The 24,299-nt window shown below is 61.3% G+C and carries 24 protein-coding genes; 9 read left to right on the forward strand and 15 right to left on the reverse strand.

The window, feature by feature from the left end; translation table 11 throughout:
- Positions 1 to 42: 42 nt before the first annotated feature.
- The gene (locus AC1Q6C_RS06830; RefSeq protein WP_230793204.1) at positions 43 to 591 is read left to right on the forward strand and encodes an SMI1/KNR4 family protein; all 549 of its coding nucleotides are present in this window, start codon (positions 43 to 45) and stop codon (positions 589 to 591) included.
- A gap of 13 nt (positions 592 to 604) precedes the next feature.
- Here AC1Q6C_RS06830 and AC1Q6C_RS06835 read toward each other — a convergent pair whose 3' ends face one another.
- A complete protein-coding gene (locus AC1Q6C_RS06835; RefSeq protein ID WP_208690166.1) occupies positions 605 to 1,978 on the reverse strand; it encodes a hypothetical protein in 1,374 nt (457 codons plus the stop codon).
- 549 nt (positions 1,979 to 2,527) lie between these two features.
- Between AC1Q6C_RS06835 and AC1Q6C_RS06840 the strand changes: the two genes are divergently transcribed.
- From AC1Q6C_RS06840 to AC1Q6C_RS06850, 3 genes are all read left to right on the forward strand, one after another.
- Complete coding sequence (locus AC1Q6C_RS06840; protein WP_042446242.1) at positions 2,528 to 3,232, forward strand: TetR/AcrR family transcriptional regulator; 705 nt, start codon at positions 2,528 to 2,530, stop codon at positions 3,230 to 3,232.
- Positions 3,229 to 3,966 carry an SDR family oxidoreductase gene (locus AC1Q6C_RS06845; RefSeq protein ID WP_492666461.1) on the forward strand — a complete coding sequence of 246 codons (738 nt, stop codon included), beginning with the start codon at positions 3,229 to 3,231 and terminating at the stop codon, positions 3,964 to 3,966. The genes AC1Q6C_RS06840 and AC1Q6C_RS06845 overlap by 4 nt, the downstream gene beginning before the upstream one ends.
- An 82-nt stretch (positions 3,967 to 4,048) precedes the next feature.
- Positions 4,049 to 5,356 carry a serine hydrolase domain-containing protein gene (locus AC1Q6C_RS06850; protein WP_492666462.1) on the forward strand — a complete coding sequence of 436 codons (1,308 nt, stop codon included), beginning with the start codon at positions 4,049 to 4,051 and terminating at the stop codon, positions 5,354 to 5,356.
- A gap of 19 nt (positions 5,357 to 5,375) precedes the next feature.
- On the opposite strand, the gene AC1Q6C_RS06855 is transcribed toward AC1Q6C_RS06850, so the two are convergent.
- From AC1Q6C_RS06855 to AC1Q6C_RS06865, 3 genes are all read right to left on the reverse strand, one after another.
- Entirely contained in the window at positions 5,376 to 6,212 is an 837-nt protein-coding gene (locus AC1Q6C_RS06855) for a DUF1206 domain-containing protein (protein WP_003943056.1), read from the reverse strand.
- 61 nt (positions 6,213 to 6,273) lie between these two features.
- Complete coding sequence (locus AC1Q6C_RS06860; protein ID WP_037130583.1) at positions 6,274 to 6,675, reverse strand: hypothetical protein; 402 nt, start codon at positions 6,673 to 6,675, stop codon at positions 6,274 to 6,276.
- 58 nt (positions 6,676 to 6,733) lie between these two features.
- Complete coding sequence (locus AC1Q6C_RS06865; RefSeq protein WP_050655983.1) at positions 6,734 to 7,705, reverse strand: serine/threonine dehydratase; 972 nt, start codon at positions 7,703 to 7,705, stop codon at positions 6,734 to 6,736.
- 167 nt (positions 7,706 to 7,872) lie between these two features.
- On the opposite strand from AC1Q6C_RS06865, the gene AC1Q6C_RS06870 reads away from it, so the two are divergent.
- Together AC1Q6C_RS06870 and AC1Q6C_RS06875 are read left to right on the forward strand one after the other, a co-directional pair.
- Positions 7,873 to 8,511, forward strand: a complete 639-nt coding sequence (locus AC1Q6C_RS06870) for an NAD(P)-dependent oxidoreductase (RefSeq protein ID WP_065351516.1) — start codon at positions 7,873 to 7,875, stop codon at positions 8,509 to 8,511.
- A gap of 2 nt (positions 8,512 to 8,513) precedes the next feature.
- Positions 8,514 to 9,461 (forward strand): nuclear transport factor 2 family protein, encoded by a 948-nt coding sequence (locus AC1Q6C_RS06875; protein ID WP_492666463.1) that lies wholly within the window; start codon positions 8,514 to 8,516, stop codon positions 9,459 to 9,461.
- A gap of 37 nt (positions 9,462 to 9,498) precedes the next feature.
- Here AC1Q6C_RS06875 and AC1Q6C_RS06880 read toward each other — a convergent pair whose 3' ends face one another.
- The 4 genes from AC1Q6C_RS06880 to AC1Q6C_RS06895 all read right to left on the reverse strand — a co-directional run bounded on the left by AC1Q6C_RS06880 (position 9,499) and on the right by AC1Q6C_RS06895 (position 13,962).
- Positions 9,499 to 10,665: an alkane 1-monooxygenase gene (locus AC1Q6C_RS06880; protein ID WP_030536015.1), complete on the reverse strand. Its 1,167-nt coding sequence runs from the start codon at positions 10,663 to 10,665 to the stop codon at positions 9,499 to 9,501.
- 420 nt (positions 10,666 to 11,085) lie between these two features.
- Complete coding sequence (locus tag AC1Q6C_RS06885; RefSeq protein ID WP_030536016.1) at positions 11,086 to 12,069, reverse strand: ABC transporter substrate-binding protein; 984 nt, start codon at positions 12,067 to 12,069, stop codon at positions 11,086 to 11,088.
- Between the two features lie 94 nt (positions 12,070 to 12,163).
- Positions 12,164 to 13,021 (reverse strand): helix-turn-helix transcriptional regulator, encoded by an 858-nt coding sequence (locus AC1Q6C_RS06890; protein WP_050655982.1) that lies wholly within the window; start codon positions 13,019 to 13,021, stop codon positions 12,164 to 12,166.
- Positions 13,018 to 13,962 (reverse strand): D-cysteine desulfhydrase family protein, encoded by a 945-nt coding sequence (locus tag AC1Q6C_RS06895; RefSeq protein ID WP_492666464.1) that lies wholly within the window; start codon positions 13,960 to 13,962, stop codon positions 13,018 to 13,020. The genes AC1Q6C_RS06890 and AC1Q6C_RS06895 overlap by 4 nt, the downstream gene beginning before the upstream one ends.
- Positions 13,963 to 14,018: 56 nt before the next feature.
- On the opposite strand from AC1Q6C_RS06895, the gene AC1Q6C_RS06900 reads away from it, so the two are divergent.
- The gene (locus AC1Q6C_RS06900) at positions 14,019 to 14,705 is read left to right on the forward strand and encodes a dienelactone hydrolase family protein (RefSeq protein ID WP_341513799.1); all 687 of its coding nucleotides are present in this window, start codon (positions 14,019 to 14,021) and stop codon (positions 14,703 to 14,705) included.
- A 13-nt stretch (positions 14,706 to 14,718) separates the two neighbouring features.
- Here AC1Q6C_RS06900 and AC1Q6C_RS06905 read toward each other — a convergent pair whose 3' ends face one another.
- From AC1Q6C_RS06905 to kynB, 3 genes are read right to left on the reverse strand one after another with little or no spacing between them, the layout of a single operon-like run.
- Positions 14,719 to 16,152: an amino acid permease gene (locus AC1Q6C_RS06905; RefSeq protein WP_003943087.1), complete on the reverse strand. Its 1,434-nt coding sequence runs from the start codon at positions 16,150 to 16,152 to the stop codon at positions 14,719 to 14,721.
- Between the two features lie 52 nt (positions 16,153 to 16,204).
- Positions 16,205 to 17,470 carry a kynureninase gene (gene kynU, locus AC1Q6C_RS06910; RefSeq protein WP_341513800.1) on the reverse strand — a complete coding sequence of 422 codons (1,266 nt, stop codon included), beginning with the start codon at positions 17,468 to 17,470 and terminating at the stop codon, positions 16,205 to 16,207.
- Entirely contained in the window at positions 17,467 to 18,198 is a 732-nt protein-coding gene (gene kynB / locus AC1Q6C_RS06915) for an arylformamidase (RefSeq protein WP_341513801.1), read from the reverse strand. The genes kynU and kynB overlap by 4 nt, the downstream gene beginning before the upstream one ends.
- Positions 18,199 to 18,335: 137 nt before the next feature.
- Between kynB and AC1Q6C_RS06920 the strand changes: the two genes are divergently transcribed.
- Both AC1Q6C_RS06920 and AC1Q6C_RS06925 read left to right on the forward strand, forming a co-directional pair.
- Positions 18,336 to 18,827, forward strand: coding sequence for an Lrp/AsnC family transcriptional regulator (locus AC1Q6C_RS06920; RefSeq protein WP_007730865.1), 492 nt, complete (start codon positions 18,336 to 18,338; stop codon positions 18,825 to 18,827).
- Positions 18,828 to 18,909: 82 nt separating this feature from the next.
- Entirely contained in the window at positions 18,910 to 19,884 is a 975-nt protein-coding gene (locus AC1Q6C_RS06925; RefSeq protein WP_269610710.1) for a phosphotransferase enzyme family protein, read from the forward strand.
- A 49-nt stretch (positions 19,885 to 19,933) separates the two neighbouring features.
- On the opposite strand, the gene AC1Q6C_RS06930 is transcribed toward AC1Q6C_RS06925, so the two are convergent.
- The 4 genes from AC1Q6C_RS06930 to AC1Q6C_RS06945 form a co-directional block, all read right to left on the reverse strand.
- A complete protein-coding gene (locus AC1Q6C_RS06930) occupies positions 19,934 to 20,560 on the reverse strand; it encodes an MBL fold metallo-hydrolase (protein ID WP_007730862.1) in 627 nt (208 codons plus the stop codon).
- The gene (locus AC1Q6C_RS06935; RefSeq protein WP_007730860.1) at positions 20,557 to 21,645 is read right to left on the reverse strand and encodes an S-(hydroxymethyl)mycothiol dehydrogenase; all 1,089 of its coding nucleotides are present in this window, start codon (positions 21,643 to 21,645) and stop codon (positions 20,557 to 20,559) included. Before AC1Q6C_RS06935 ends, AC1Q6C_RS06930 begins: the two co-directional genes overlap by 4 nt.
- Positions 21,646 to 21,793: 148 nt before the next feature.
- Complete coding sequence (locus AC1Q6C_RS06940; protein ID WP_047269429.1) at positions 21,794 to 23,056, reverse strand: helix-turn-helix transcriptional regulator; 1,263 nt, start codon at positions 23,054 to 23,056, stop codon at positions 21,794 to 21,796.
- A 22-nt stretch (positions 23,057 to 23,078) separates the two neighbouring features.
- A complete protein-coding gene (locus AC1Q6C_RS06945; protein WP_050655976.1) occupies positions 23,079 to 24,248 on the reverse strand; it encodes a glycoside hydrolase family 183 protein in 1,170 nt (389 codons plus the stop codon).
- Positions 24,249 to 24,299: the final 51 nt, after the last annotated feature.

The following is a 24,299-nucleotide window of genomic DNA, read 5'->3' on the forward strand; positions in this document are numbered from 1 at the left end:
GGAAAGGGCGGCACGGTGTCCCCTATTGCTAGCGTTGAGCGTGTGTTTGCACAGGGAACCAACGCGCTGACGGTAGACGGCCGACCGACGCTCGCGCATATCGATTTTGCCCTTATGGATTCCTATCGATTTCCCGACCGGCAGGGCTTCCCCGATTCATATCGCGCATTCATCAGGCACGCAGGTTGGGCGCGGACCTTCGGACTCTGGCTCATCTATCCGCCCGTCCTTCCCGGATTTGCCGACGGCTGGCAAGGGCGCGCCCGCAACCTCACCGCCCATCTTCATTCGGTCTACAGAGAAGGACAGGATGACGAGTTCGATTGGATGATCGAACCCGACGGCGATTGGTCACTCCCCGACTCGCTGCAGGTTTTCGGATGGAGCGAAAACGGTGACGCCCTCCTGTGGGACACAGCATCACGCGACACCGACGGAGAGTTTCCGGTTTGGGAATCACGCTCGTTCAACTCTCTCCACCGTCTCGGCGGGAGCATCCACGAAGCACTACCGTCCATTCGCACCCGGGCTATGGGCCTGTTCGGACCTCGCACCTCCGACATAGAACCACTCCAGCCCACCGCGCTCTGATCTACACGTCCGGTCATTGATCGACGGTGAAGTCCCGAGCGATGCTCAGAGCTGCACCGCGCTCAGTTTCGACGTCGACAGTGACAGTGTAGGTGCCAGGATCGTAGATAGGGGTGTTGGTACCGAAGGCTCCGCCCCCTTGGCAGATGTTGAATCCGGTGTCGTCGTAGCGCGCGATTTCTGTTCCCTCACTGTTGGTAATTCGCGCGTGAGCTCTGCAGTATCCGAGGTCGCTGCCTTCTGGTCGGTTCAGCTTCCAGTGGTAATTGACGTCCACGTAGAAACGACCGTTGTTCTTGTGAACGTCCGAAATCTCGTAATGATCTGGCCCACGAGTGAACCCGAATCCGTTTGGGGTGATCTTCGTGATCAGTTCGAGAGTGGCGCCAGTATTGTTCGGCGACGGCGCAGTCGAGGTCGCGCGGACAGGTCCCCTACTTTCCAGGGTGTATTCGAGGTGATTGTCACCATTAATTTCGCCGGCGATTCCCGTGATATTGGCCATCAACTGACTCGGGAGCGCGGTGAACAGGGACGTGACGACACTCATCTTGTGCAGAATCCGACCTTGACTGTCGCCTACTGCGCCTGTCGCCCCGGCAAGTCCACATTGAGCGAGATCGCCGAGCACCTTGGTGAATTCGCCGACGCTGGCCTTACTCGGGTCAGTCAAACTCTCGTATACCGTCACCAAACAGTCGTAGGCAGATTTGGTCGCCTGAAATGCATCGACCAGTTCGTCTCCTTGGATCCCATACATGTCGAGACCGGTAAGAATCGTCTCCAATTGTAGTGCGGCGGCATCGACATCGAGGCGGACGACTCCCGTGGCCGTGCCGGCAGGTAACACTAGTGTGCCAGCGCCTTTCGGGGTCAATAGTCCCGAATTCCCGCCACTTAAACTGGATCGAAGCAATACTGCAAGTTGATCAGTCCCTTGCAACGGCCCTTGATTCACGAATTGGCCGGGCGGTTGGGAATTGACTTCGTAATATTGTGCGGATTTCGTGGCAAAGTCGACGGCGATCCCTTCCTCGGCAGCGCGGAGGCAAGCAGCAACTACCCCCGATTTAGAGGCAGTGAGCGTGTATTTCATGCCTGCAAGGTCGAGTTCGCTTTTCTCAGAGCATAATTCATCGGATCCTCCTGCACTCGCCACCCATACCTGAGTGAAAGAGTCGGTGAGCACTTGCCCGACGTCGGTAAGGAGGACTTGGAAGCTGCTGAGGTGAGTGGTTGTAGTCGTCACGGATTTCGACACCGCGTTCCATTCGGCAGGAAGCAGGTCACTACTGACAGGATCATCGGAGTTGACCGCGACGATCGGTCGAACGGAATCGCTGATCTGTCGGACGATCTCGGGTTGTCCGGACAAGTCGAAGGTCAACGTGATCGGCTTCCTGGGCTGCAGTCCGTCTTCGAGAGTGAGCTGCGCCGGGATTGTCGAGACCAACTCTGCCGGAAAGACTTTACGGTTCGTCCCGACGCCACTCGATAGCGTGAGCGTGGTCCCGATATCCGCGACTCCCGCGGGCGCTGTTGCAGTGACACCGAGCTGACCGATCTTCCCACTGACCGATACACCGTCCTCGCCAACTTCAGCCTCGACGGGCCCATCACTTGCCGAGGCCTCGACAGTTGCAGTCACGGGCGCAACTGTTGTCACGGGAGTGTCGGACGAACCACACGAGAGCAGCGGGAAGCACAGCATCGCCAACACGAAGACTATGACTGACCGAGCCGAAGGGTATTTCACCGGTAGAACCTCCTGAATTTTCGCTCCTGAGCAGGGACATGCCATCGACAGGGCGAACTCAGAGAGTTTTAACACGACTTGGGACTAGGTATCTGTAGTCCATCCAACGGACACCGACACACCAAAGCGCCTCTTCACCCCCGGTAGCGATGATCACATAATTCTGTTAGCGTTGTTTTTATGAGCTCGAGAGCAAAGATTCTGGCCGCGGCAACCGAGCTGCTCAACACCTCCCCCAACGGCGACATATCCACCCGCGCCGTGTGCGAGATGGCCGGCGTCGGCGCCCCCGCGCTCTACCGTCAGTTCGGCGACAAGGACGGACTGCTCGCAGCCGTCGTCGAGGCGGGCTTCTTCGAATACCTCGAAGGCAAACGGGCTGCGACACCTTCCGATGACCCCGTCGCCGATCTGCGGGCCGGCTGGGATGCGCACACCGCCTTCGCGCTCGCGCATCCCGCTCACTACCGCTTGATGCACTCACCTTCCGCCCAGAGCGCCGACACCGCCCTGCAGGCTCAGGCGCTACTTCGATCCGTTCTCGAACGATGCGCTGCGGCAGGTGTTCTGACCGTATCGGTCGACGTGGCTACGCAGATGGTGATGTCCGCGAATGCGGGCGTCGCTCTGATGCTCGTCGTCAGGCCGGAACAGTACCCCGATCCGACGCTGTCACAGCGAGTTCGCGACGGAATCTTCGCGTCCATCATCGACGAATCCGGCGCCCACCCGGAAACCTCACTCAACAGAGTTGCATCTACTCTCGACGCCCAACTGGCCGCTGCAGATTCAACTTCTCTCTCCGCCAACGAAGTCGGCCTACTACGAGAGTGGCTTCGCAAGCTGTCCGATGCAACCGAAACCAGTTCAGGAGTTACATCATGACTGACACCATCACCCGCGTCGCCATCGTCACCGGAGCTTCCGGCGGCATCGGGCGAGCGACTGCCGAGAAGCTCGCCGCCGACGGAATGGCTGTCGCCGTGCACTATTCAGGAAACATTCAACGCGCCCAGGAAACAGCTGACGCCATCGTCGCTGCGGGCGGTCGCGCCATAGCGGTGCATGCGGACGTCGCCGACGAAGGTGAAGTCGCCGCACTGTTCGATACGGTCGAGGAGGAGTTCGGGGGCATCGACGTCGTCGTTCACGCAGCCGGAATCATGATTCTCTCCACCGTCGCAGAACTGAACTTCGACGATTTCGATCGGATGCATCGGACCAACGTCCGAGGGACCTTCGTGGTCGACCAGCAGGCAGCCAGACGTGTCCGGCGCGGTGGTGCGATCATCAATTTCTCCACCTCCGTGAAGAAGCTGGCATTTCCGACTTATGCCGCGTACGCCGCCACCAAAGGTGCTGTCGACGCGATCACTCTGGTTCTCGCGAAAGAGCTACGGGGACGCGATATCACGGTCAACGCCGTAGCCCCAGGCCCCACGGCCACCGATCTGTTCCTTGACGGGAAAGACGAAGCTACAGTGGAGAACCTGTCCAAGCTGGCTCCCCTGGAACGCCTCGGCACACCGGCGGACATCGCGGAGGCTGTCGCGTTTCTCGCCGGCCCAGCTCGTTGGGTCAATGGCCAGGTCATCTACGTCAACGGCGGCGTGATTTAGCAAAACCATCGTCTAAGGACCACACCTTGGCAATTCCGACAAAACAGTCAAACCAGTCGACTTTGGTTGTAATGTGCAAACAATGGATAACCAGGATCGAGGGTCCGCCCGGACGTCACGACGGCAGTTCATCAGCGTTGCAGGGCTGGCGGCAACCGCGGTCATAACCCTCGCGACCTCCTCGACCGCCGGCGCCGCCGGCCCCACGGCACCCAATCCAGGTTCGCGGGTCGGCGATCCTGCTGAAGCCCAAGCGGTGCAACGCGTCGCAGAGACACTGCTGAACAGCGGCGTTCCCGGCCTTGCCTTCGCTATCGTCAAACCGGATGAGAAGAACCGCAAGGCGAGTGTCACCACTACGTACCACTACGGCCAGGCCGACGTCGAAAACGGCGTGAGAGTCACTCCACGAACGCAATTCGAGATCGCCTCGGAGACCAAGACCTTCACCGCTTCACTACTGGCGAAACTGATCTCTCGGGGAGAAGTCGGACTGGACGACCTGGCGAGCAAGTATTCGGATGGCAACCCGCTGCCGAAAGGCATCGGCGGCGAGGAGATCACGCTTCGCCAACTGGTCACCCACCGTTCCGGCCTGAGCGACGACCCGCCCAATCTTTCGGCGGGGTGTGCCGATCCCACACGATCGTGCACGGACGAGAAGGCGAAGTACACCAGAAATATGCTCTGGAAAGGACTCCAAGACGCCGGCGCCTTGGAGTTCGCCCCCGGTAGCCACTGGCTGTACTCGGACTTCGGGTTCGGACTGCTCGGCACACTCATGGCCGACAAAATCATTCCGGGACAAGAGAAGCCACCATTCGCGGCGGCAGTCGCCCGCGAAATCACCGACCCGCTCGGGATGATGGGTACCGTGATCGAGACCAAAGCAACCGACCTTGCCGTTCCGTACTACCTCGACGGCACACGAGCGCCTCTGTGGAACAACACGGGTGCGATCGCAGGCGGGGGTGGGCTGGTCAGCACCGCCGAGGACATGTCGATCTGGGCTGCAACAACTCTCGGCTACGGAAACAACCCGCTCAAACCAGTCCTGACCTCGATGCTCGAGCAGATCGACACGCAAGCTCCGGAGAATCCTGCATTCGGAATGGGAATGGCGTGGCAGCTCCAACCCCCGACGCCGAACTTCCCACAACGGTTCGCCAAGAAAAACGGAGACAGCTCGGGATCCAACTGCATCACCCTGCTGGTTCCCGACAGCGGCTGGTCGATCACGATTCTGGCGAACGGTGGAAATGCGGCGATGATCGACCCTGCAGCCGTGAACCTGATGCATGATCTGGTTCCGAAACGACCGATATTCGGTAGCTCGACGGGAAGTTCGTCGGGCAGCGACGTCGGCTTCCAGACCGGGTCATTCGGATAGGCCCACTTGCCTACAGAGGCTACATCTTCGTCGAGCGCGCCATCACGAAGCAGTAGAGCCCGTAGGTGATGATGCCCAATCCGGCAAGGATCAGCAGCGCCACTCCGTACGGCTGCGCGCCCAGCGTCTTGAACGCTCCGTCGAGTCCGGAGGACTTGCCGGGTTCGGAACTGTTGACCGCAAGAAGAACCAGAATGCCGACTGCAGCGATGGCCAAGCCCTTGGCGACGTACCCGACGGTTCCGAGTCGGCGCACGAAGTTGCTGGGTGTGCCTTTCAGATCATCGAGGAAGTTCTGGCTCGCGCCCTTGTACACGTGGTACACACCAACGGCGATGATCGCGATCCCGCCGATCACCAATGCGATAGTTCCAAGCGTGTTCTCCATCAAACGCGCCGTGATCCCCGCACTCTGACCGCTGCTGGACTTCCCGCTACCGCGGGCGAATCCGAATGCAGTGAAAGCAAAACCGAAATAGACGAGCGAAATGCCCAGAGCCTTTGCGCGGTTGAAGAACTCTTTCTTCTTGTCGTCAGAGGACGGCGACGACGAGCTTCCCAACGCAGCTTCGGCCAATCTCCACAACGCCATGGCAAGGAAGGCAACGACGCCGACCCACAGAGCGAAGACACCCCCTGGCTTTCCTGCCAACTCGGCCATCGCACCCGATTGGTCCGCAGACCCGGATCCACCGAGAGCAAGGCGGATCGCGATATATCCGATCAGCAGATGAACCACACCGCTGACGACGAATCCGGCACGGGCAAAGCGCTCGAAGACATTGTTCTGTGCGACGTCAGCCGCCGTGGACGCGACGCTCTTCTGGTCGTGCGGTGACGATTCTTTATTCATCATGATCGTCGAACCATATACGGGCAGACGCTTCCCTCGAACGCCTGCATCAAGTGTTTCGAGATCAAGGGTTTCGAGGGTTCTGATCCGGCGTCGACCGCGGTTCTTCGGGGTTGGGGACCTTGGGGTCGATCGTGTCTGCATGATCTCGTTGCTGGTTCAGTTCGTCGCGAGAACTCGTCGCCTCTTTCCGATGCTGCGCTGCATGATGTTGCAGCGCAGACGCTTCCGCCGCTTTGGCGTCGGCCTCAGCCTGCACCATGCGCGCTTTGGCTGCTGTCTCTTCTGCCCGCGCCTCGCGCTCGCCTACTTGCAGTGACTTGTCTGCGACGTCTTCGCGGATCTGTTCTGCCTCGATGTGACGACGCTCGTCACGCCTGTTTCGCGCCACCCACAGGAGTGCGGCCACGATCGCTATCACCACGACCACGGCAACAATTATCCAGATAATGCTGCTGGTACTCATACTGCGAGAGGTACCCACCTGCGACTTTCTCACACGCAGGCAAACAAATACGCTGAAATTACAGGTCGGTCGGATGTGTGTTGGCTCCGCATAGAACCACGCACAGTTCACCGTCGGACGGCGGCGACACCGTTCCGTTCAGAACCGGAGCCAATGCTGCTGCGGTTCCCAACTCCACCAGAATCCGGAACTCCCGCCACAGGAATGCCCGCGCTTGCCGGATCGAATCATCTTCGACCACAACACTGTCTACCGAACTCTCATGCAGTGTCTCCCAGGCGATGGCACCAATTCGTGTAGCCCCCAACGAGTCTCCGGCGATACTGTTTACTTCGATATCCACCGGACGCCCCGCATCGAGCGAGGTGCGCAAGGTGGCAGCCCCGGTCGGCTCGACGGCTACCACGTGATCTTCGGGACGAGCCGCCGCGACGATTCCAGAGACCAATCCGCCGCCGCCGACTGCAACGCAATACGTAATCGGTCCGGATGCGTCGTCTTCGAGCTCGAGAGCGATGGTGCCGGCCCCACTGACGATGTCGGGCAGGTCGTAGGCATGCAGTTCGAGCGCACCGCTGGTGCGTGCGATGTCCGCCGCAGCGGCAGCAGCGAGCGCATACCGGTCGCCTACCTTGTGAACGGTTGCACCCAACTCTCCGAGAGCCTTCACCTTGGCATCAGGCGCTGTCTCCGGTACCACCACTGTGCAGGTGAGTCCTCGTCGCCGCGCTGCCCACGCGGCCCCGATTGCAGCGTTGCCGCCAGACGCGATCACCACGCCGGCATCGGGCATGGTGCCGTCGGCGACCGCTCGTTCCACTGCATTGAGACTGCCGCGCACTTTGAAGGAACCGCCGTGCTGGAGGTACTCGAGCTTGAACAGAACCGGTACCTCACCCTGTGGCGTCGGTAGCGCAGTGCGAAAGATCGGAGTACGCCGCGCCAGTCCTGCGATACGAGTCCGCGCAGCTTCGACGTCCGAGCGCTCGATTGCCACTGGACCTGCATTGTTGTCGGCGGTGAGAGTCATGTACCAACCCTACGGTTCGCAACGTCGACCCGAAGCAGTCGGCCCATCGTCATCATGATGTCTGTTTTTCACCAAGGAATGCCCGCATCTGACCGAGACAATGCACCTCGGGGTGAATAAATTTACTACTACAAGCACAACGACGACATCAAGGAAAGGCACACCCCATGTCGAAGATCGCAGTATTCGGTGGAAACGGTTTTGCAGGAAGCGCAATCGCGAAAGAAGCCGCTTCACGCGGCCACGAGGTAACCGTCGTCGCTCGCAGCGCGCAGTCCGGAACCGACACGAATGTCGTGCAGGGTTCTGTTCACGACAACACGATCGTGGAGCAGATCACGGCAGACAACGACGTCGTTGTCGTTGCCATCCCCGCTCGCGAGATCGACGGCAAGCGCCTGCTCGACGCCGTCACTCCCCTCGCAGATGCCGCCGCTCGCAACGGTGCTCGCATTGCCGTAGTCGGTGGCGCCGGCAGCCTGTTGGTCTCCGAGGGTGGGCCACGCGTCGTCGACACCCCCGACTTCCCGGACGCATACAAGGGTGAGGCACTCGCTCACGCCGACGTCCTCGATGCGCTCCGCGCGACCGACAGCAATGTCGACTGGTTCTACGTGAGCCCGGCCGCGGCATTCGGCGCCCATGCCGGCATCGCTCCGAAGGGATCCTTCCAGGTGGGTGGCGACATCCTCCTGACGGACGCCGAGGGCAACTCCGCCATCGCGGGAGAAGACTACGCACACGCTTTTGTCGACGAGATCGAGACTCCGGCACACCGTCGCCAGCGTTTCACCGTCGCACACTGAATATGAGCAACCTTCGTAGGCGCGCAGCCTGGATGACTGTTCCCGCTGCCGCCGCACTCCTGCTCACCGCGTGCTCCAACGACGCGGAATCCGCAACGCCCAGCAGTTCTACGACGTCCACGAGCGTTGTTGCCGAAAAGGGCGATCAACTCGAATCCAACAAGACCATCGTCACGGATTTCTACGAACTGGCGTTCAACGGCCGTCAGGTTCAGCAAGCCGCCGACCGATACCTTGGCGACGTCTACATCCAACACAACCCCACCGCCGCCGATGGGGCAGCTGGATTTGTCAGCGGCATAGGCGGTTACGTCGAGGCCACACCCGGATTGCATGCCGAGATCACTCGCGTTTTCGCCGAGGGCGATCTGGTTGCCCTCCAGTCCCACACCACGTCTGCACCCGGCGACCGCGGCCAGGCCGTGTTCGACATCTTCCGCGTCGACAACGGCAAGATCGTCGAACACTGGGATGCCATTCAAGACGTGCCGGAAACGTCCGCGAATCCGAACACGATGTTCGACGGACCCACCTCGTCGCCGTCCAAGTCGTCAGAAGTCTTGGAGCGCAACACGGCCAACGCGTTGACGTTCCTGCAGCTCGCCTTCAACGAAGGCAAAGCCACCGAGGCTGCCGACCAGCTGGTCGGTCCGACCTACACCCAGCACAACCCCTCGTTCGCTGACGGCAAGGACGCATTTGTCACCGCACTGGCCGGGATCGAACCCGTTACCGGAGACAAGGCCACCAAGTTTCCACGGACGGTAGCCGAGGGCGACTTCGTCTTTGTTCAGACCTTCGCTTCGTCCGGTGGGGGAACGGCCGGCAGCGGCTCGATGGACATCTTCCGATTCGACGAGAACGGCAAAATCGTCGAGCATTGGGACGCCGTCCAGGACTACCCGTCGACGACTGCAAGCGGCAACACCGTGTGGGACGACGGTCGCTGAGACGACAACTCCGAACAGTTCAGAGAGGGCTACGTGATCAGCCGACGTTGATTCGTTCTGTGTCGCCGTCGTAGTAGTCCAACAATCTCTGATCCATCACCCGGCGCCACAGCGGTGGAATCCACGCGATCACGATCATCACTGCGTAGCCGGCCGGAAGTTGCGGCGCTTCGGCCGCGCTACGCAGACTTTGGTACCGCAGCTTCGGGTTGGCGTGGTGATCGCTGTGCCGCTGCAGTTGGTAGAGAAACAGATTGCTCACGACGTGATCGCTGTTCCAACTGTCAGCGGGGCTGCAGCGAACGTACGAGCCGTCGGCACGCTTGCCACGCAGCAGGCCGTAATGCTCGAGGTAGTTCGCGGCTTCGAGGAAGGTGAATCCGGCAACTGCCTGCAGCAGGAGCCAGGGCGCGACCTCCCAACCGAAGATACCGATCAGCGTCGCGAAGAGGACAACACTCATCGCCCAAGCGTTGAGAATATTGTTCTCGAAGCTCCAGGTTCGTTTGCCTTTCCTCTGGAGTCGAGCGCTCTCGATGCGCCATGCCGAACGCAGCCCGCCGAACACACTTCGTGGCAAGAACCTCCAGAAGCTCTCACCGAACCGTGAGCTGGCCGGGTCCTGCGGAGTAGCTACACGCACATGGTGGCCGAAATTGTGTTCCACGTAGAAGTGCCCGTAGAGAGATTGCGCAAGCGCCACTTTCGCGAGCCACTGTTCGATCTTCTCGCTCTTGTGGCCGAGCTCGTGGGCCGCGTTGATACCGACGCCGGCGACGACGCCCACCGTGAACGACATCGCGATCTTCTCCGCGATTCCCATCGGAGCGTTGATCCAGCACCAGCAGGCGAAGACCAGACCGGCGTATTGCAAGGGGAGGAACGCGTAAGTGCACCAGCGGTAGTAGCGGTCCTTCTGCAGTCGTGGGATCGCATCGTCCGGCGGACTTTCGCCGTCTTCACCGGCCAGCATGTCGATGATCGGGATGACGATGACCAGTAGCCACGCGCCGGTCGCCCAGAACAATCCGAGACGAAGGTTGTCGACGAGAAACCAGGAGATGAACGGGCTGAGTGGAATCAGCAATCCGAGCGGCCACAGGTACCTCTTGCGGTCGCGCCAGCGCGGATTTTCGCCGGACGGCGAGTCGGTGTTCTGGACAGCGTTCGATTCGGTACGCCGTGCGTCGGAAGTCGCTGTCATTCGCCGATCTCGCCTTTCGTCCCCTCGAACGATTCGCCCCACGCACCGTTCACGCTCAGCAAACCAGAACTAATGCCCGGACGGGTATGCTCCCGAAATCCAGAGCGCCCTGCTCGAAAGACGGCACGAGCGCTTGTACTCACCAGAAACTCCCCCGCACATCACTGCTCACCCCGACAGTAGATACGGACAAAATACCCCACGGATCTGCGGGGATGGCGACCACCTCCGCACGTCGCCGAGGATCGATGATCCCTGCCAAGGCAAGGTCGAACCGCGTCGCCCTCGTCGAAGTAACGGTAACCGGCAGTGACAGAAATCATAAGCAGAGGACAGGATTTCCGCTCGTAGTGGCGACCAAAAAGACTGCGCGCCCTCAACTGGTCAGTTGCGGGCACGCAGTGAAAAGGTGAGCAAGCGTCAGAGCGTTGCAAACACCTTCGTTTTCACTTCGTTCAGCCAACCGTTCGCGGTCACGAAGTCTGTGACGCTCGACTGCAATCCGAAGACGTGCCCGGCCTGCGCCGCCGGCAGCCTCGTGAAGAGGTTGTCGTCGAGGACCGCCTGAACCGCCGCACTGGTCGACCCGTCCGCGTTCAGCGGATACAGCACGACCGTCACGCCGTTCAGGATGTCGGCCAACTGCTCCATCGGATAGGACGCGTATCCGGCATCGGTGTAATTGGTCGGAACACCGGGCCCGTACGCCAATCCGAGTTCGTTGACCACCAAATTGCCGATCGCACCGGTGGGCTGCTGAACCGAGAAAGCGCCGGGCGCGTCTCCGAGTGAAATGTGAATCCACTTGTTGGTCGCGATCACGTCGGCGTACTCGCCACGGACACGTTCGAGATTCTCTTCGTAAGCAGTCCGCGTCGACTCGAGCACGTCGGTCTTGCCAATTGCCTCAGCAAGCTCGGTGGTGATCTTCTTCCAGTCGCCTCGGCTCTCTCCCTTGACGATGACGGTGGGTGCAATGCCGGACAGACGGTCGAACGCCGCTTGGTCCACCTCGTCGGCGTCGCCGACAATGATGTCGGGATCCGCCGCAGCGATCGCTTCGAAGTTCATTTCCCCGAAAGGCCCGATGGTCGGGAGCCCGTCGACGAAGGCCTGCTGCTCCGGCGTGAATTCACTGATCCACTTGCCGTAGTCCTGCACAGCAGCCGGTTTCACTCCGAGGGACATGAGCTGCCAAGGAGTGTCGTACGACGCGGCGACGACGCGCTCAGGTGAAACCGGAACCTCGATGTCCCCGTACGCCGACGCGACGGTCCGGACGTCCGTCTGCTCGGAGTCGGCCGACGACGAGGAACAGCCGGTCACCACCATCGCACCTACGACGGCAACCGCCGCCGCTGCAATGACTCTGGAACCGAAAGAAAATGATCGAATTGCGCGCACGCAGAACTCCTACAGGGTGATTGTTTAGCCAACCCTAAGTTCATTCTGCGGCACGGCACAAGTCCGATCGAGATGCTTTGAGTCGCTGTTCGGACTAGTCCTGTAGCCAATCGGTCATTGGCGCGCGCGGATGATCGATCAGGCTTGCAAACTCCCCCGGTGTCACGCCCATCGTTCGACGAAAAGCCGCACCGAACGCGCTTTCGGAACGAAAACCCGTCTTCCGCGCCACAAACGAGATGCTTCGACCGAGTGCCAGAAGTTGCATCGCGTGATGAGCCCGCAATCGCATACGCCATTCCGAGAAGGTCAATCCGGTCTCGGCCGGAAACCTTCGTGTGAGAGTCCTCGTACTGACCTTCGCGTCGGTGGCCCACTCCTCGACCGATCGGGTGTCGGCCGGGCTGGCGACCAACTGATCTGCGATCTGCCGAAGCCACGGCGTCGTCGGCAGCGGTACATCGAAAATCAGTCGCGGAACAGGTTCGACGAGGTCGATGGCAAACGCCTCGGCTCGTCGACGAGCCGCGTCGGTCAGGTCGTCTCGGGTGAGGTGATCGAGTACTTGTTCGAGCAGCGGAGGGGTGGACAAGGCCACCACACGATCCAACCCGGTCACATCGGATGCCACCAACCACGTGCACGACAATTCTGTGCCGCTGCGCGCTGTCACCTCGTGGGGAACAAAGGACGGGATCCACAGACTGACTCCGCTCGGCACCGTGTACACAGTCTCCGGAGTACGGACCTCGAGAACACCGTCGATCGCCCACAGCAATTCGTGATCGCTGTGGCGGTGCATCTCCCAGGTGTAGTCGGAATCGACGGCCAGCCGATTGGTCGCCAACCGCAAGTACCCGTCGGCACTGACGCGCAGCGGTCGAACGACGCGTTGCCACTCGGACAGTTCGTCGAGCGGACTGCTGAGCGGGTAGTCGATCTGCTCGCTCACCGCAGCGTCGACAGTTCGGGATGTCCGAACAGGCCAGGCAACCCACCGGTGTGCAGGAAGACCGTTTTTGATCCCGCCGTGATGGCTTCGTCCTTCACGAGTTGGATCAATCCCGCAAAGGCTCGGCCGGTGTACGTCGGGTCGAGGAAGATGCCCTCAGTACGAGCCAAACATCGGATCGCGCCGGCTGATGCTTCCGTGAGCGTCGAATATCCTTGTCCAACTTGGTTTCGCAGGATCTGAAGATCTGCGGCTCGCACGGTCGGACCAGGCACACCGTCCAACAACCCAGCGACAGTCGACACCGGGTCGGCAACAGCCCCGACGTCGACGCCCACAACTCTGTCGACGCCCAGATGCGCGACAAGGCCTGCCATCGTTCCACCCGATCCGAGTGCAACCACGACGCGATCGACGCCGGCGAGTTGCTGTTCGATCTCGCGTGCGCAGTCCACGTATCCCTGCGCAGCCACCGCGCTGGTACCACCGAAGGGAATGACAAAAGGTACACCGCCCGAGTCCGCGACGGCCTGCACCGCGGCGTCGAGCGCGGATGCCGTGTCCCCACCGGCCCAGACGATCTCAGCGCCCGCGAGTGCATCCAGAACGAGATTTCCCTGCGCGGATTCCGGCTCGGCACCACCGAGCACCAGCACACAACGCAATCCCAAACGGGCTGCTGCCGACGCAGTCAAGCGAGCGTGATTGCTTTGCGGTGCACCGGTAGTGATCAGAGTCGTCGCGCCGACGGCCAAAGCCTGAGCGCAGGTGTACTGCAGCTTTCGGATCTTGTTGCCGCCACCGCCCAGGCCGGTGACGTCGTCACGTTTGATCCACAGATCTTCCGGCCCCAATCCGAGTGCCTGCGCGCAACGCGCCACAGGTTCGACGGGCGTCGGCCAACTGCCCAGGCTGATCGGCGGAACGGCGGAACTCAACATTTGACGAGTCTAGTTCGACGGTCCGTCTACAGTCTGGGCTCGCCTACAGTCTGGATATGGGAACTTTCACGACGACCACACACGACGTGCCGCTGACCGTCAGCCGACCGGATTCGCCAGGAGAACCGAAGCATGCGGTGGTGGTTCTCCAAGAAGCGTGGGGCGTGAACCAACACATCGAGAGCATCCTCGAACGCCTCGCCGATGCCGGCTACCTTGCCGTCGCCCCGCATCTCTACCACCGCGGCGCACAGACCTCCTTCACCGACTTCCCGTCCGCGAAGGATGCGCTCATGGCACTCGACAGCACAAGCATCGGCCACGACGTACGTGCCGCCGTCGACTACAGCCGATCCGAGGGAGCAGACAAAGTCGGCTCCCTCGGATTCTGCATGGGCGGCACCGCATCCCTGTGGTGTGCCGCCGTACCCCTCGTCGATTCCGCTGTCACGTACTACGGTGGCGGCGTTGCAGAAGCCCGATGGGATGGGATTGCCGCAGGCACCGAACTTGCAGCGCAACTGCAGGTCCCGTGGCTCGGTCACTACGGCGACCTCGATCCGAGTATCCCGCCGGAGAGCGTCGGGCAATTGCGCGCAACCGCGTCCGATCTCGCCCGGGTGTACCGTTATTCCGACGCCGGCCACGCGTTCAACAACGACACTTCGACCAGCCACTACGCCCCGGATTCTGCTGCCCTCGCCTGGACCCGCACTATGGAGTTCTTCAACGAAACCCTTTGATTGCCAGCGCGAGTCAGGGCACCCGCTTGACCACCGTGCCGGTGATCTCGTCCTGAACCTGCTCAGCCGTCACCGCTCGACTCTGTGCCCGACGTGAGCGGGTGAAGTAGTAGATGCCGATCACGGCGAGGACAAACGGTACTCCGAACACCAAGGTCATCTTGAAATCCTCGACCCACAACGTCGTGACGAGGATCGCGACCATGAGGACACCTCCCAGTATCGTCCCCACCGGGAAGAACGGAATCGTGAAGGAGAGTGTCCGTCCTTCGCTCGCCATCCGCTTGCGAAAGAACCAGTGCGTCACGAAGATCAGCAGCCACGTCGCCATTGCCCCGAACATCGACAGCGAGATCATCAAGGTGAATGCCTGCTCGGGAAAGAGAACGTAGACGATGGTTGCGACGGCGATACCCGACGTCGACAGCAGCAAGGCATTGACCGGTGAGCCGTTGGCCCTGACCTTGCCGAGAATGGCCGGCGCGTCACCAGCACGGGAGAGCGAGAACATCATTCGCGAAGACACGTACAGCTGACTGTTCATCGCGGACAGCGCGGCAATGATCACCACGAAGTTCAGCACGCTGTCTGCGCCCGGAATCTTCACGACCTGCATCACCGTGACGAAAGGGCTTCCGCCGCTCAATATCTTGTCCATCGGAGCGATTGCCAGAATCAAGGCAAGCGTTGCGATGTAGAAGACGAACAGTCGGACGATCGTCACACGGAATGCCTTCTTCACCGCCACTGCCGGGTTTTCCGCCTCACCGGCCGCAATGGCGATCATCTCGATGCTCAAGTAGCTGAAGATCGATACGATCACGGCAAACCACATGCCGGACAAACCATTCGGGAAGAATCCGCCACCGGCCGTGTAATTGTGGAATCCGTAGTCCGGGTTTCCGCTACCGAACACGACGTACGCTGCCATCACGATGAACGCCACGATCGCGAAGACCTTGATCGTCGAGAACCAATACTCCATCGTTCCGAAGGCCTTGACGTTGAACATGTTCACGCCGATCAGCACTCCGGAGAACAACACGATCCACAGCCACGACGGTACGTCGGCGAACCAGAACTGCATGTATTCACCGATCGCGGTGACCTCGGTCCCGACCGCGAGGACGATGCATGACCAGTAGAGATAGCGAACGAGGAAGCCGATCAACGGTCCGACGTAGAATTCTGCGTACGCACCGAACGAACCTGATGTCGCATGTGCAACAGTCATTTCGGCGAGGGCACCCATCAGCAGGAGGGCGATCAACCCGCCGATCGCGTAACTGATGATGACGCTCGGGCCGGCAAAGCCGATGGCGAACTTACTGCCGAGGAAGAGTCCGGTGCCGATTGCACCGCCGAGCGCGATCATGCTCATCTGCTTGGGGCCGAGTTCGCGTTTGAGACCTGATTCTCGCTGCTGAATGTTTTTGAAATCACTCATGAAAGCTCCTTGCGAAAGGCGGTACCTCCCGGTCCGCGGAAACTTGGAAGAATCAGGTGACTGCGTCGCGCTCGCGGAATTCGGGGCGATCCCAGGACTTGTTCTCGAGGATGTCTCGCAACACGTCGACGGCGTTCCACACGTCGGCGTATCCGAGATAGAGCGGAGTGATACCGAACCTCAGCACTCCGGGTTCGCGGTAGTCGCCGATGACGCCCCGCGCGATGAGAGCCTTCATGATGGAATAGCCCTCGGGATGAACAAAACTCACGTGCGATCCACGACGCTCGTGTTCGCGCGGCGTGATCAACTGCAAACCGTAATCAGCGCAACGCTCCTCGACGAGGTCTATGAAGAGATCGGCCAGCGCGAGCGACTTGCTGCGGATGTCGGCCATGTCAGCTTTGAGCGCGACGTCAAGACCACATTCGACGAGAGACAACGACGTGATGGGCTGAGTACCACTCAGAAAGCGCCGTATTCCTGCGCCGGGTTCGTAGGCCGACTCCATCGCGAACGGTCGCGCGTGCCCCCACCACCCGGACAGCGGCTGGATTCCGGTGTTCTGATGGCGACGGTTGACCCAGATGAATGCAGGCGAACCCGGACCACCGTTGAGGTACTTGTACGTACACCCGACCGCGAAGTCGGCGTCGGCACCGCTCAGATCGACAGTGACGGCGCCGGCCGAGTGTGCGAGATCCCAGATCATGAGGGCGCCACGTTCCTGCACTGCTGCAGTGACTTCCGTCATCGCATACAGGTTTCCGGTGCGGTAGTTGACGTGCGACAACATCACTACGGCGGTGTCCGGTCCTACTGCTTCGGTGAGGTCGCCCGGTTGGTCGATCAGGCGTAGTTCGTATCCCTGATCGAGCAGCGAGATGATGCCCTCCGCAATGTAGAGGTCAGTGGGGAAATTGTCGCGCTCGGAGACGATCACCTTCCGGCTGGGATCCTGAGCAGCCGCGATGGACAGCGCAGAGGCCAATGCCTTGAACAGGTTGATCGACGTCGAATCCGTCACTACCACTTCGCCTTCACCTGCTCCCAGCAACGGGGCAAGTTTGTCACCGAGGCGGACCGGGAGGTCGAACCATCCAGCCTCGTTCCAACTGCGAACCAAGCCGTTGCCCCACTCGTCGCCGATCACTCTCGCGGCGCATTCCTGTGCGGCAATGGGACGCGCGCCGAGCGAGTTTCCGTCGAAGTAGAGAACGCCCTCCGGAATCGCGAACTCGCGGCGGAACTCCCTCAGGGGATCCACTGCGTCGGCCTTGACGCAGTCTTCCAACGAAAGGGTGGTTGTCGATGTCATGACGATTCTTCTCCTGCATGTGTCGGCGTTGAAAGTGATGAAGGCAGAGTCCGGAGCACGGCGCGTACCGGGCTGGCATCGAGGTCGAGGAACTTCAGCGGCAGTGCGATCAACTCGTAGTAGCCTTCGTCGACCTCGTCGAGGCAAAGTCCTTCGAGGATCGCGACGCCACGATCGCTTGCCGCGTGGTGCCCGTCCATGGTCTTGCTGTCCATCGGATCGAACGAGGCGCCGTCGATTCCGATCAGAACTCCACCGCGGTCGGCGAACCAGTGGGTCAGCTCCGGAGAAACACCGGCGAAGTCGTTGTCCCACTCGCGCGGGTACTTCGGGTAGGTCCTCAGAATCAGCCGCTGCGGCAGATGGCCGCCGAGTCGCTCCACCGTCTCTTCGACGGGCCTGATGCAGGCGGCACCGTCGACCCCCGTCATGTCGACCACCAGTGCTTCGCCGAGATAGGGCTCGAGGGGAACGGAACCAATGGTCGCGCCGTCGATGCGAGTGTGCGCCGGCGCATCGGCGTGAGCACCGATATGCGGAGTGGTGGTGATTCGGTTGATGGTGACGGCGTCACTGCCGCCGAGGTCGGACGTGACAGCGCGGGTGAAGGCGGTATCGCCTGGCCACACGGGCGTCGATTCGGAGATCGGCGGGCTGATGTCGATCAACCGTGCCCTCCAGTCGCCCGTGTGTCCGTCGCCCGCGTGTCGGCCGATCCTCGGAAGCATCCAGACCCCTTCGTCGCAACAGTCGACTGTGTAGATCTCGACCGTTTGATAATTCGATGTGTTTGGCAAAAGCTAGGATCATCGACGGGCGCGGTCAATAGATGCTGAATATTTTCGCGACGGCAGGGAGAAATCGGATGATAAATGCGATCGAACGGGCAGCTGCCGCAGCTCGGCCGAATCATGTTCGGCTCGACGACGTCGATACGGCGATTCTCCGCGAACTCGTCCGGGATGCACGCATCCCCAACAACGCACTCGCCGAGAAGGTCGGGATAGCGCCGTCGACCGCTCTGGCGCGGATGCGCGCTCTACGCGAATCGGGCGTCATCAAGGGGTTTCACGCAGACATAGACCTCGAGCTACTCGGCCTCGAGATCTCGGCGATGGTGTCGATTCTGATTCACTCCCACGCCAGAAGTCGGATGACGGAAATTGCCGAGCACCTGAGCGGATTGGATTCCGTTCAGCGAGTGTTCCTGATGAGTGGGGACCGTGATCTCCTGGTGCACGTGTCGTGTGAATCCCCCACTCGGCTTCGCGATTTCGTCAGCGCGCACCTCAACGATCCGGCCATCGCCAATACCCAGACCAACCTGATCTTCAGCGAACTGAGTCAAGGCGGCTGAACTGCAGCTGTCGCCAAGGCGTCTTCGGGTGCTTCCGAGATCGACACCTCGATTCGAACTTCCCCCACTAGAGTCGAACGGCATGTTGCCACTCGGGTTGTCCATGCTCTGGGAGTCGGTGGAGTCGGAAGCCGCTCTGAAGCAGCGATTCGGATTCAACAGCTTCGGCGCAGCCACCCATTGGGTCTCGGCGGTACTCGAGCAGACTTGGGGATTGACGGCCCTCGAGTGCTCGCGAATGGCGATCAGTGACCAGAACGCGATTGTGTGGGTTGCGAGCGACCGAGGTGGGCTGGTGGTGAAGTGGTCGCGCGCCACAGAGCGCTTCGCGAACCTGGAGGCGTCGACGCGACTGCTGAGCGCACTCGCCGGGCAGGGTGCGCCCGTTCCGTCGCCAATCACTTCCCTGAACGGATTGGACCGGGAAACACTGCTGGACCGGGAAACACTGGAAGGGCCTTCGTGCGCAGTGTCGTTCACCGTACTGCCGGAGTTGGCGGGAGATTGGTTGGACGTGCAGGACCGCGTGGCGGTCCGTTCGGCAGGAGCATGTCTGGCAGAAATACACCGAACGCTCGGCGCCACCCATGTCGACGGATCGGTTTTCTCGTCGCGCAGCACCGGGTTGAAGGAGCGCATCGGTGGTTGGCTCGAGAATTTCGACCGCGGGTTCGCGCCTGAGGCAACGCGTAGGTTCGTGGGCCTCCTGGCGCGTGCGTCCGAGCTCGATGACCAAACTCAACTGGTACACAACGACTTCCGTGCAGCCAACATCTTGACTCGAAACTCTCGGACCACCGGAGTACTCGACTTCGACGACGTGGTGATCGACCACCGGGTGAGCGACCTGGCCAAGGCAAGCGTCTATCTGGGCACCCTGTTCACCGATTGGCGACCGACACCGATCGCGGTACGGCAGAGCCTGCGCGCCGGCTACGAATCCGTCCGTCCCCTCAGCCGATCCGAGACAGAATGGTTCGAGATCCTCGAACTGTGGCACGGCCTGATGGCAATCCCGGGTGAGAACGACACCGCCGGTTGGGCATCAGCGTTGTGACAAAAGTGGGGACGCCGGTACCGGCGTCCCCACTTCGCTTCTGACCACATCAGGATCCGGCGCGGATCCATTCTTCGAGATGCGGCGCCTCGGTACCGATCGTCGTGCCGTCGCCGTGACCGGTGTGAACCTTGGTCTCGGCGGGGAGCGCGAACAGCTTGTCGCGAATGGACCCGATGATGGTCGGGAAGTCTGAGTACGACCGCCCCGTTGCGCCGGGTCCACCGGAGAACAAGGTGTCGCCGCTGAACAGTTCCCCCGCCTCGGGCAGGTAGAGGCAGGTCGACCCCGGGGAATGGCCCGGTGTGTGGATGGCCAGAATGTCCGTACCCGCCACAGCAATACGCTGATCATCTTCCAAGCTCAGATGCTTCACCCCGGGGTGAGTCATCTCCCAGAGGACATCGTCGGCCGGGTTCAGGTAGATCGGAGCGTCGAGTTTCTCGGCCAGCTCCGGCGCAACGGTGACGTGGTCGTTGTGGCCGTGGGTGCAGACGATTCCGATCACCTTGCGTCCACCGACAGCGTCGATGATCGGCTGCGCGGTGTGAGCTGCGTCGACGATCACCACTTCGTTGTCGTCACCGATCAGCCAGATGTTGTTGTCGACGTCCCATGTTCCGCCGTCGAGGCTGAACGTGCCCGAGGTGACGACGCGATCGACTCGCAATGTCACAGGACCACCACCGAACGGAGAACCTCGCCGCGGTGCATCGTCTCGAATGCCTTCTCGACCTCGTCGAGCTTGATGCGCTCGCTGACGAACTTCTCGAGCGGCAGACGCCCCTGCTGGTACAGGTCGACCAGAACGGGGAAGTCACGCTCGGGCAGGCAATCGCCGTACCACGACGACTTGAGGGCTCCGCCGCGCGAGAAGAAGTCCACCAGCGGCATTTCCAGCTTCATGTCCGGCGTCGGAACTCCCACCAGCACTACGGTTCCCGCGAGGTCGCGGGCGTAGAACGCCTGCTTCCAGGTCTCGGGACGGCCGACTGCGTCGACAACCACGTCGGCGCCGAAACCTCCGGTCAGCTCCTGAACTGCTTCGACGACGTCGTCGACCTCGGTCGCATTGATCGTGTGCGTGGCACCAAGTTCCGTGGCCCACTCCAGCTTTCGTGGATCCCGGTCGATGGCGATGATGGTATTGGCACCGGCCAGGCGTGAACCCATGATCGCTGCGTCGCCGACGCCGCCACACCCGATCACAGCCACCGAATCACCGCGTCCGACGTTGCCGGTGTTCATCGCGGCACCCATGCCGGCCATGACGCCGCAACCGAGCAGTCCGACGACAGCCGGATCGGCCGAGGCGTCGACCTTGGTGCACTGGCCTTCGTGAACGAGCGTCTTGTCTGCGAATGCGCCGATGCCGAGTGCCGGCGTCAGTTCGGTGCCGTCTTCGAGCGTCATCTTCTGCTCGGCGTTGAACGTGTCGAAGCAGTACTGCGGGCGGCCACGCTTACACGCACGACACTGCCCGCATACTGCACGCCAGTTGAGCACGACGAAGTCGCCCACCTCGACGTGAGTGACACCGGGGCCGACGCTCTCGACGATGCCCGACGCCTCGTGCCCGAGCAGGAACGGGTACTCGTCGTTGATTCCGCCGTCGCGGTAGGTCAGGTCGGTGTGGCACACACCGCACGCTGCAATGGCGACCACTACCTCGTTGGCGCCGGGATCGGGGATCGTGATGGGGACGATTTCGACGGGGGCACCCTTGGATCGGGCGATGACGCCGCGTACCTGCTGTGGCATGGCTTTGCTCCTGGCTTCGTGCGATTGAGGACGTGTCGTCACATGGCGCCGTGTTTTCACATTGCGATATGTGCACTCGTTGAAAGGTTAGCCCGAAGTAGGTGCCCGCAACCCTGGTCGAACTGACTGACCGACCTGGCCGAAAGGACTAGGGTGCAGGCTTCACGCCGGCCTCGGCGCCCGCGGCGGCCGCCGCACCCCGACTCTCGACGCCCAATTTCCGCAGGACCCCGGCAACATGAAACTTGACTGTGCTCTCACTGACGCCGAGTCGCTCCGAGATTGCCTTGTTGCGCCGTCCGGCCACCAGATGCTCGAGTACCTCGAACTCCCGCGGAGCCAGTTCCGTCAGGACGTCGCGGTTCGGTAGGGCGACGGGCGCGTCGAGCGGGATGGTTGCGCTGATCCGGTTCCCCCACCCGGGCGTCGACTCGGATTCGACGGTTCCACCCAAAGTCTCTACCCTCGAACGTAATTGGCGTTCCACGTCGATCACGTCGGCTTCACCACCACCGTCGTCGCGGATGTCGATCGAGAGCGAAGCCGCGTCGAGGGTCCAGGCCACCCGGATTCGCGAGAGCGTCTGCTGATCCGACAAGGCCAAGACCGCGCCGCGGACGACCGCGCGGGCGCCGTGCGCCACTTCACCGGGTAACCCACGCCCGTCGACGGGTGGCTCCACCAACTCCAACGCGATTTCCCGATGCTTGAGCAGCGAACGCAATTCCCCACGCATCCGCGCAAAAGCGGTGGTGGTCGACTCTTCGGCCAACTCGCGGTGCACGTCGACGGCCGAACGCAGGCCGATCAGAGCCGAGGCCGCAGTCTCCCTGGCCGAGGTTCGCGCACGTGTGTCGTCGAGATCCGCCGAGCGCAGCGTCGCCAGCATCGTCTCGAGGGTGGCCGCATGCACCTCCGTCATCTCTGCCACGGTGCGTGCACGCTCGGACGACGCTGCCCGCGACTCGGCGAGATATGCCGGGCTCGCGTTCCGGACCTGGAGCTGAATTCCGGTTGAAGTCACTGCGAACAGTGCCTGGATCAATTCGAGGGATGCTGTCTTCACCGGTACGGGGTGCGGTGTCAAAACGAGAAGCGTATCGGTTCGATCAAGCATCGCAAGCACTTCACGATCCCGGCCGGCGATAGCGCATTTTCCCCGAAATATCTGTCCGACAGTGAGATCCGTACGGATACGGTCGAGTTCGGCGATGGTCACACGATCGACGACGGCTGGATCCCCAGCGACCTTGCGCGGCCTACCGGTGCATTCACGGGTGAAGATCACCAGGGAAGTGTGCGGCGCCATGTCCGCGATCAACGTCGAAAATCGTCGGCCGATTTCGGGAAGTGGTCCCACCAACACGTCTCGAAGGGCGGTGATCAGTAGCGCATTGTCGGTGGTGCTCACCGTTCAACGATAACCATCCGGTTCACTGGTGCAGCGTGGTCTTCATGAGCATCACGTTGTAGTCGGACCACGTGGTGGCGAGAAAGTAGAGGTCCTGCCCCTGCGACCAGGGGTGCATGTACGCGCCGTAGAGTCCCGGAACCGCGTCGGTGCCGATCACGACGTCCGGTGCGCTCCACGGGCCGGTCAGGTCCGAGGCCGTCCGCAGCACCAGCGCTCCCCACTCGTTGGAGTACATCGCGACGAACTTTCCGAGATAGTTGTTGTACTGCACCGACAGTTCGCTGACATCCCCGTCGAGAACTACTGCAGCGGCAGCAGGATTGTTGGGGACCCATGCCTTTCCGTCCCAGTATTCGTACGCCGCGACGTCCGCGATGGAGGCTTCCTTGACTCGCGAGAGACGCCCCTCGCCAAAGCGTCCGGCGGGGGTGCCGAAGTTGTAGACGTAACCACCGTCTTTGACGAAGGACCCCATCTGGAAGTTGTCGTTACCTGTCAACGGCAGATTGGGCCGGGACGAGGCCGGTTCGATCTGCCAGGTCTCACCGTTGTCGTGCGAGGACGCGATCTGCGAGAAGTTGGTGACCCACTCGCCCGACCCTCCCCACGAACGTATCGACATGTAGTTGACGTACTGAACGCCGCCCACGGAGATACCCGTCGTCGGAATGCTGCTGGTTTCGACGCCGGTGACTTTCAGACTTCCGATGATCTCGCGCGAGTGATTCGGTCGGTCGGTCGGTGAGGAGTCGATGTTCATGCCGTCGGACAGATTTCCGTCCGAGCTACGGAACAGGACGTTGCTGCGCCAGTCGCCGACCACCCCGGAGCACAGAGGGTCAGATCCGATACCGACGGTGTCACCGAAAGCTGTCAGGACCTGACCTGCGCCGTTGTCCCACATGATGCCCAGATCCGTGCCGAGAACGTTGAACCGCTCGACGGTTTGGTTGGGGCTCAGCGCGCCCGTGATGTACTCGACCGCCGAGGTGCGGCCTTGCAATTCCGGCAGTTTGCCATCCGTGCCGTTGAGCCAGGGAATCGGATTGGTCGGCCCACCTGATTGATCCAAGCTCCCGGTGACATTGCAATCCCACGGGGATGCATTGGCCTGGGTCGCCCCCAAGACCGCGGTCGACGCGAGTACACACGTCACTGCTGCTGTCGATATCTTCCGCATCCGGCGCATCGCTCCCCTTTCGCGGGGGAGATCCGGACTCTACGAGGTGTGTTGCTCGAC

The sequence above is a fragment of the Rhodococcus sp. MT28 genome (assembly GCF_058792695.1).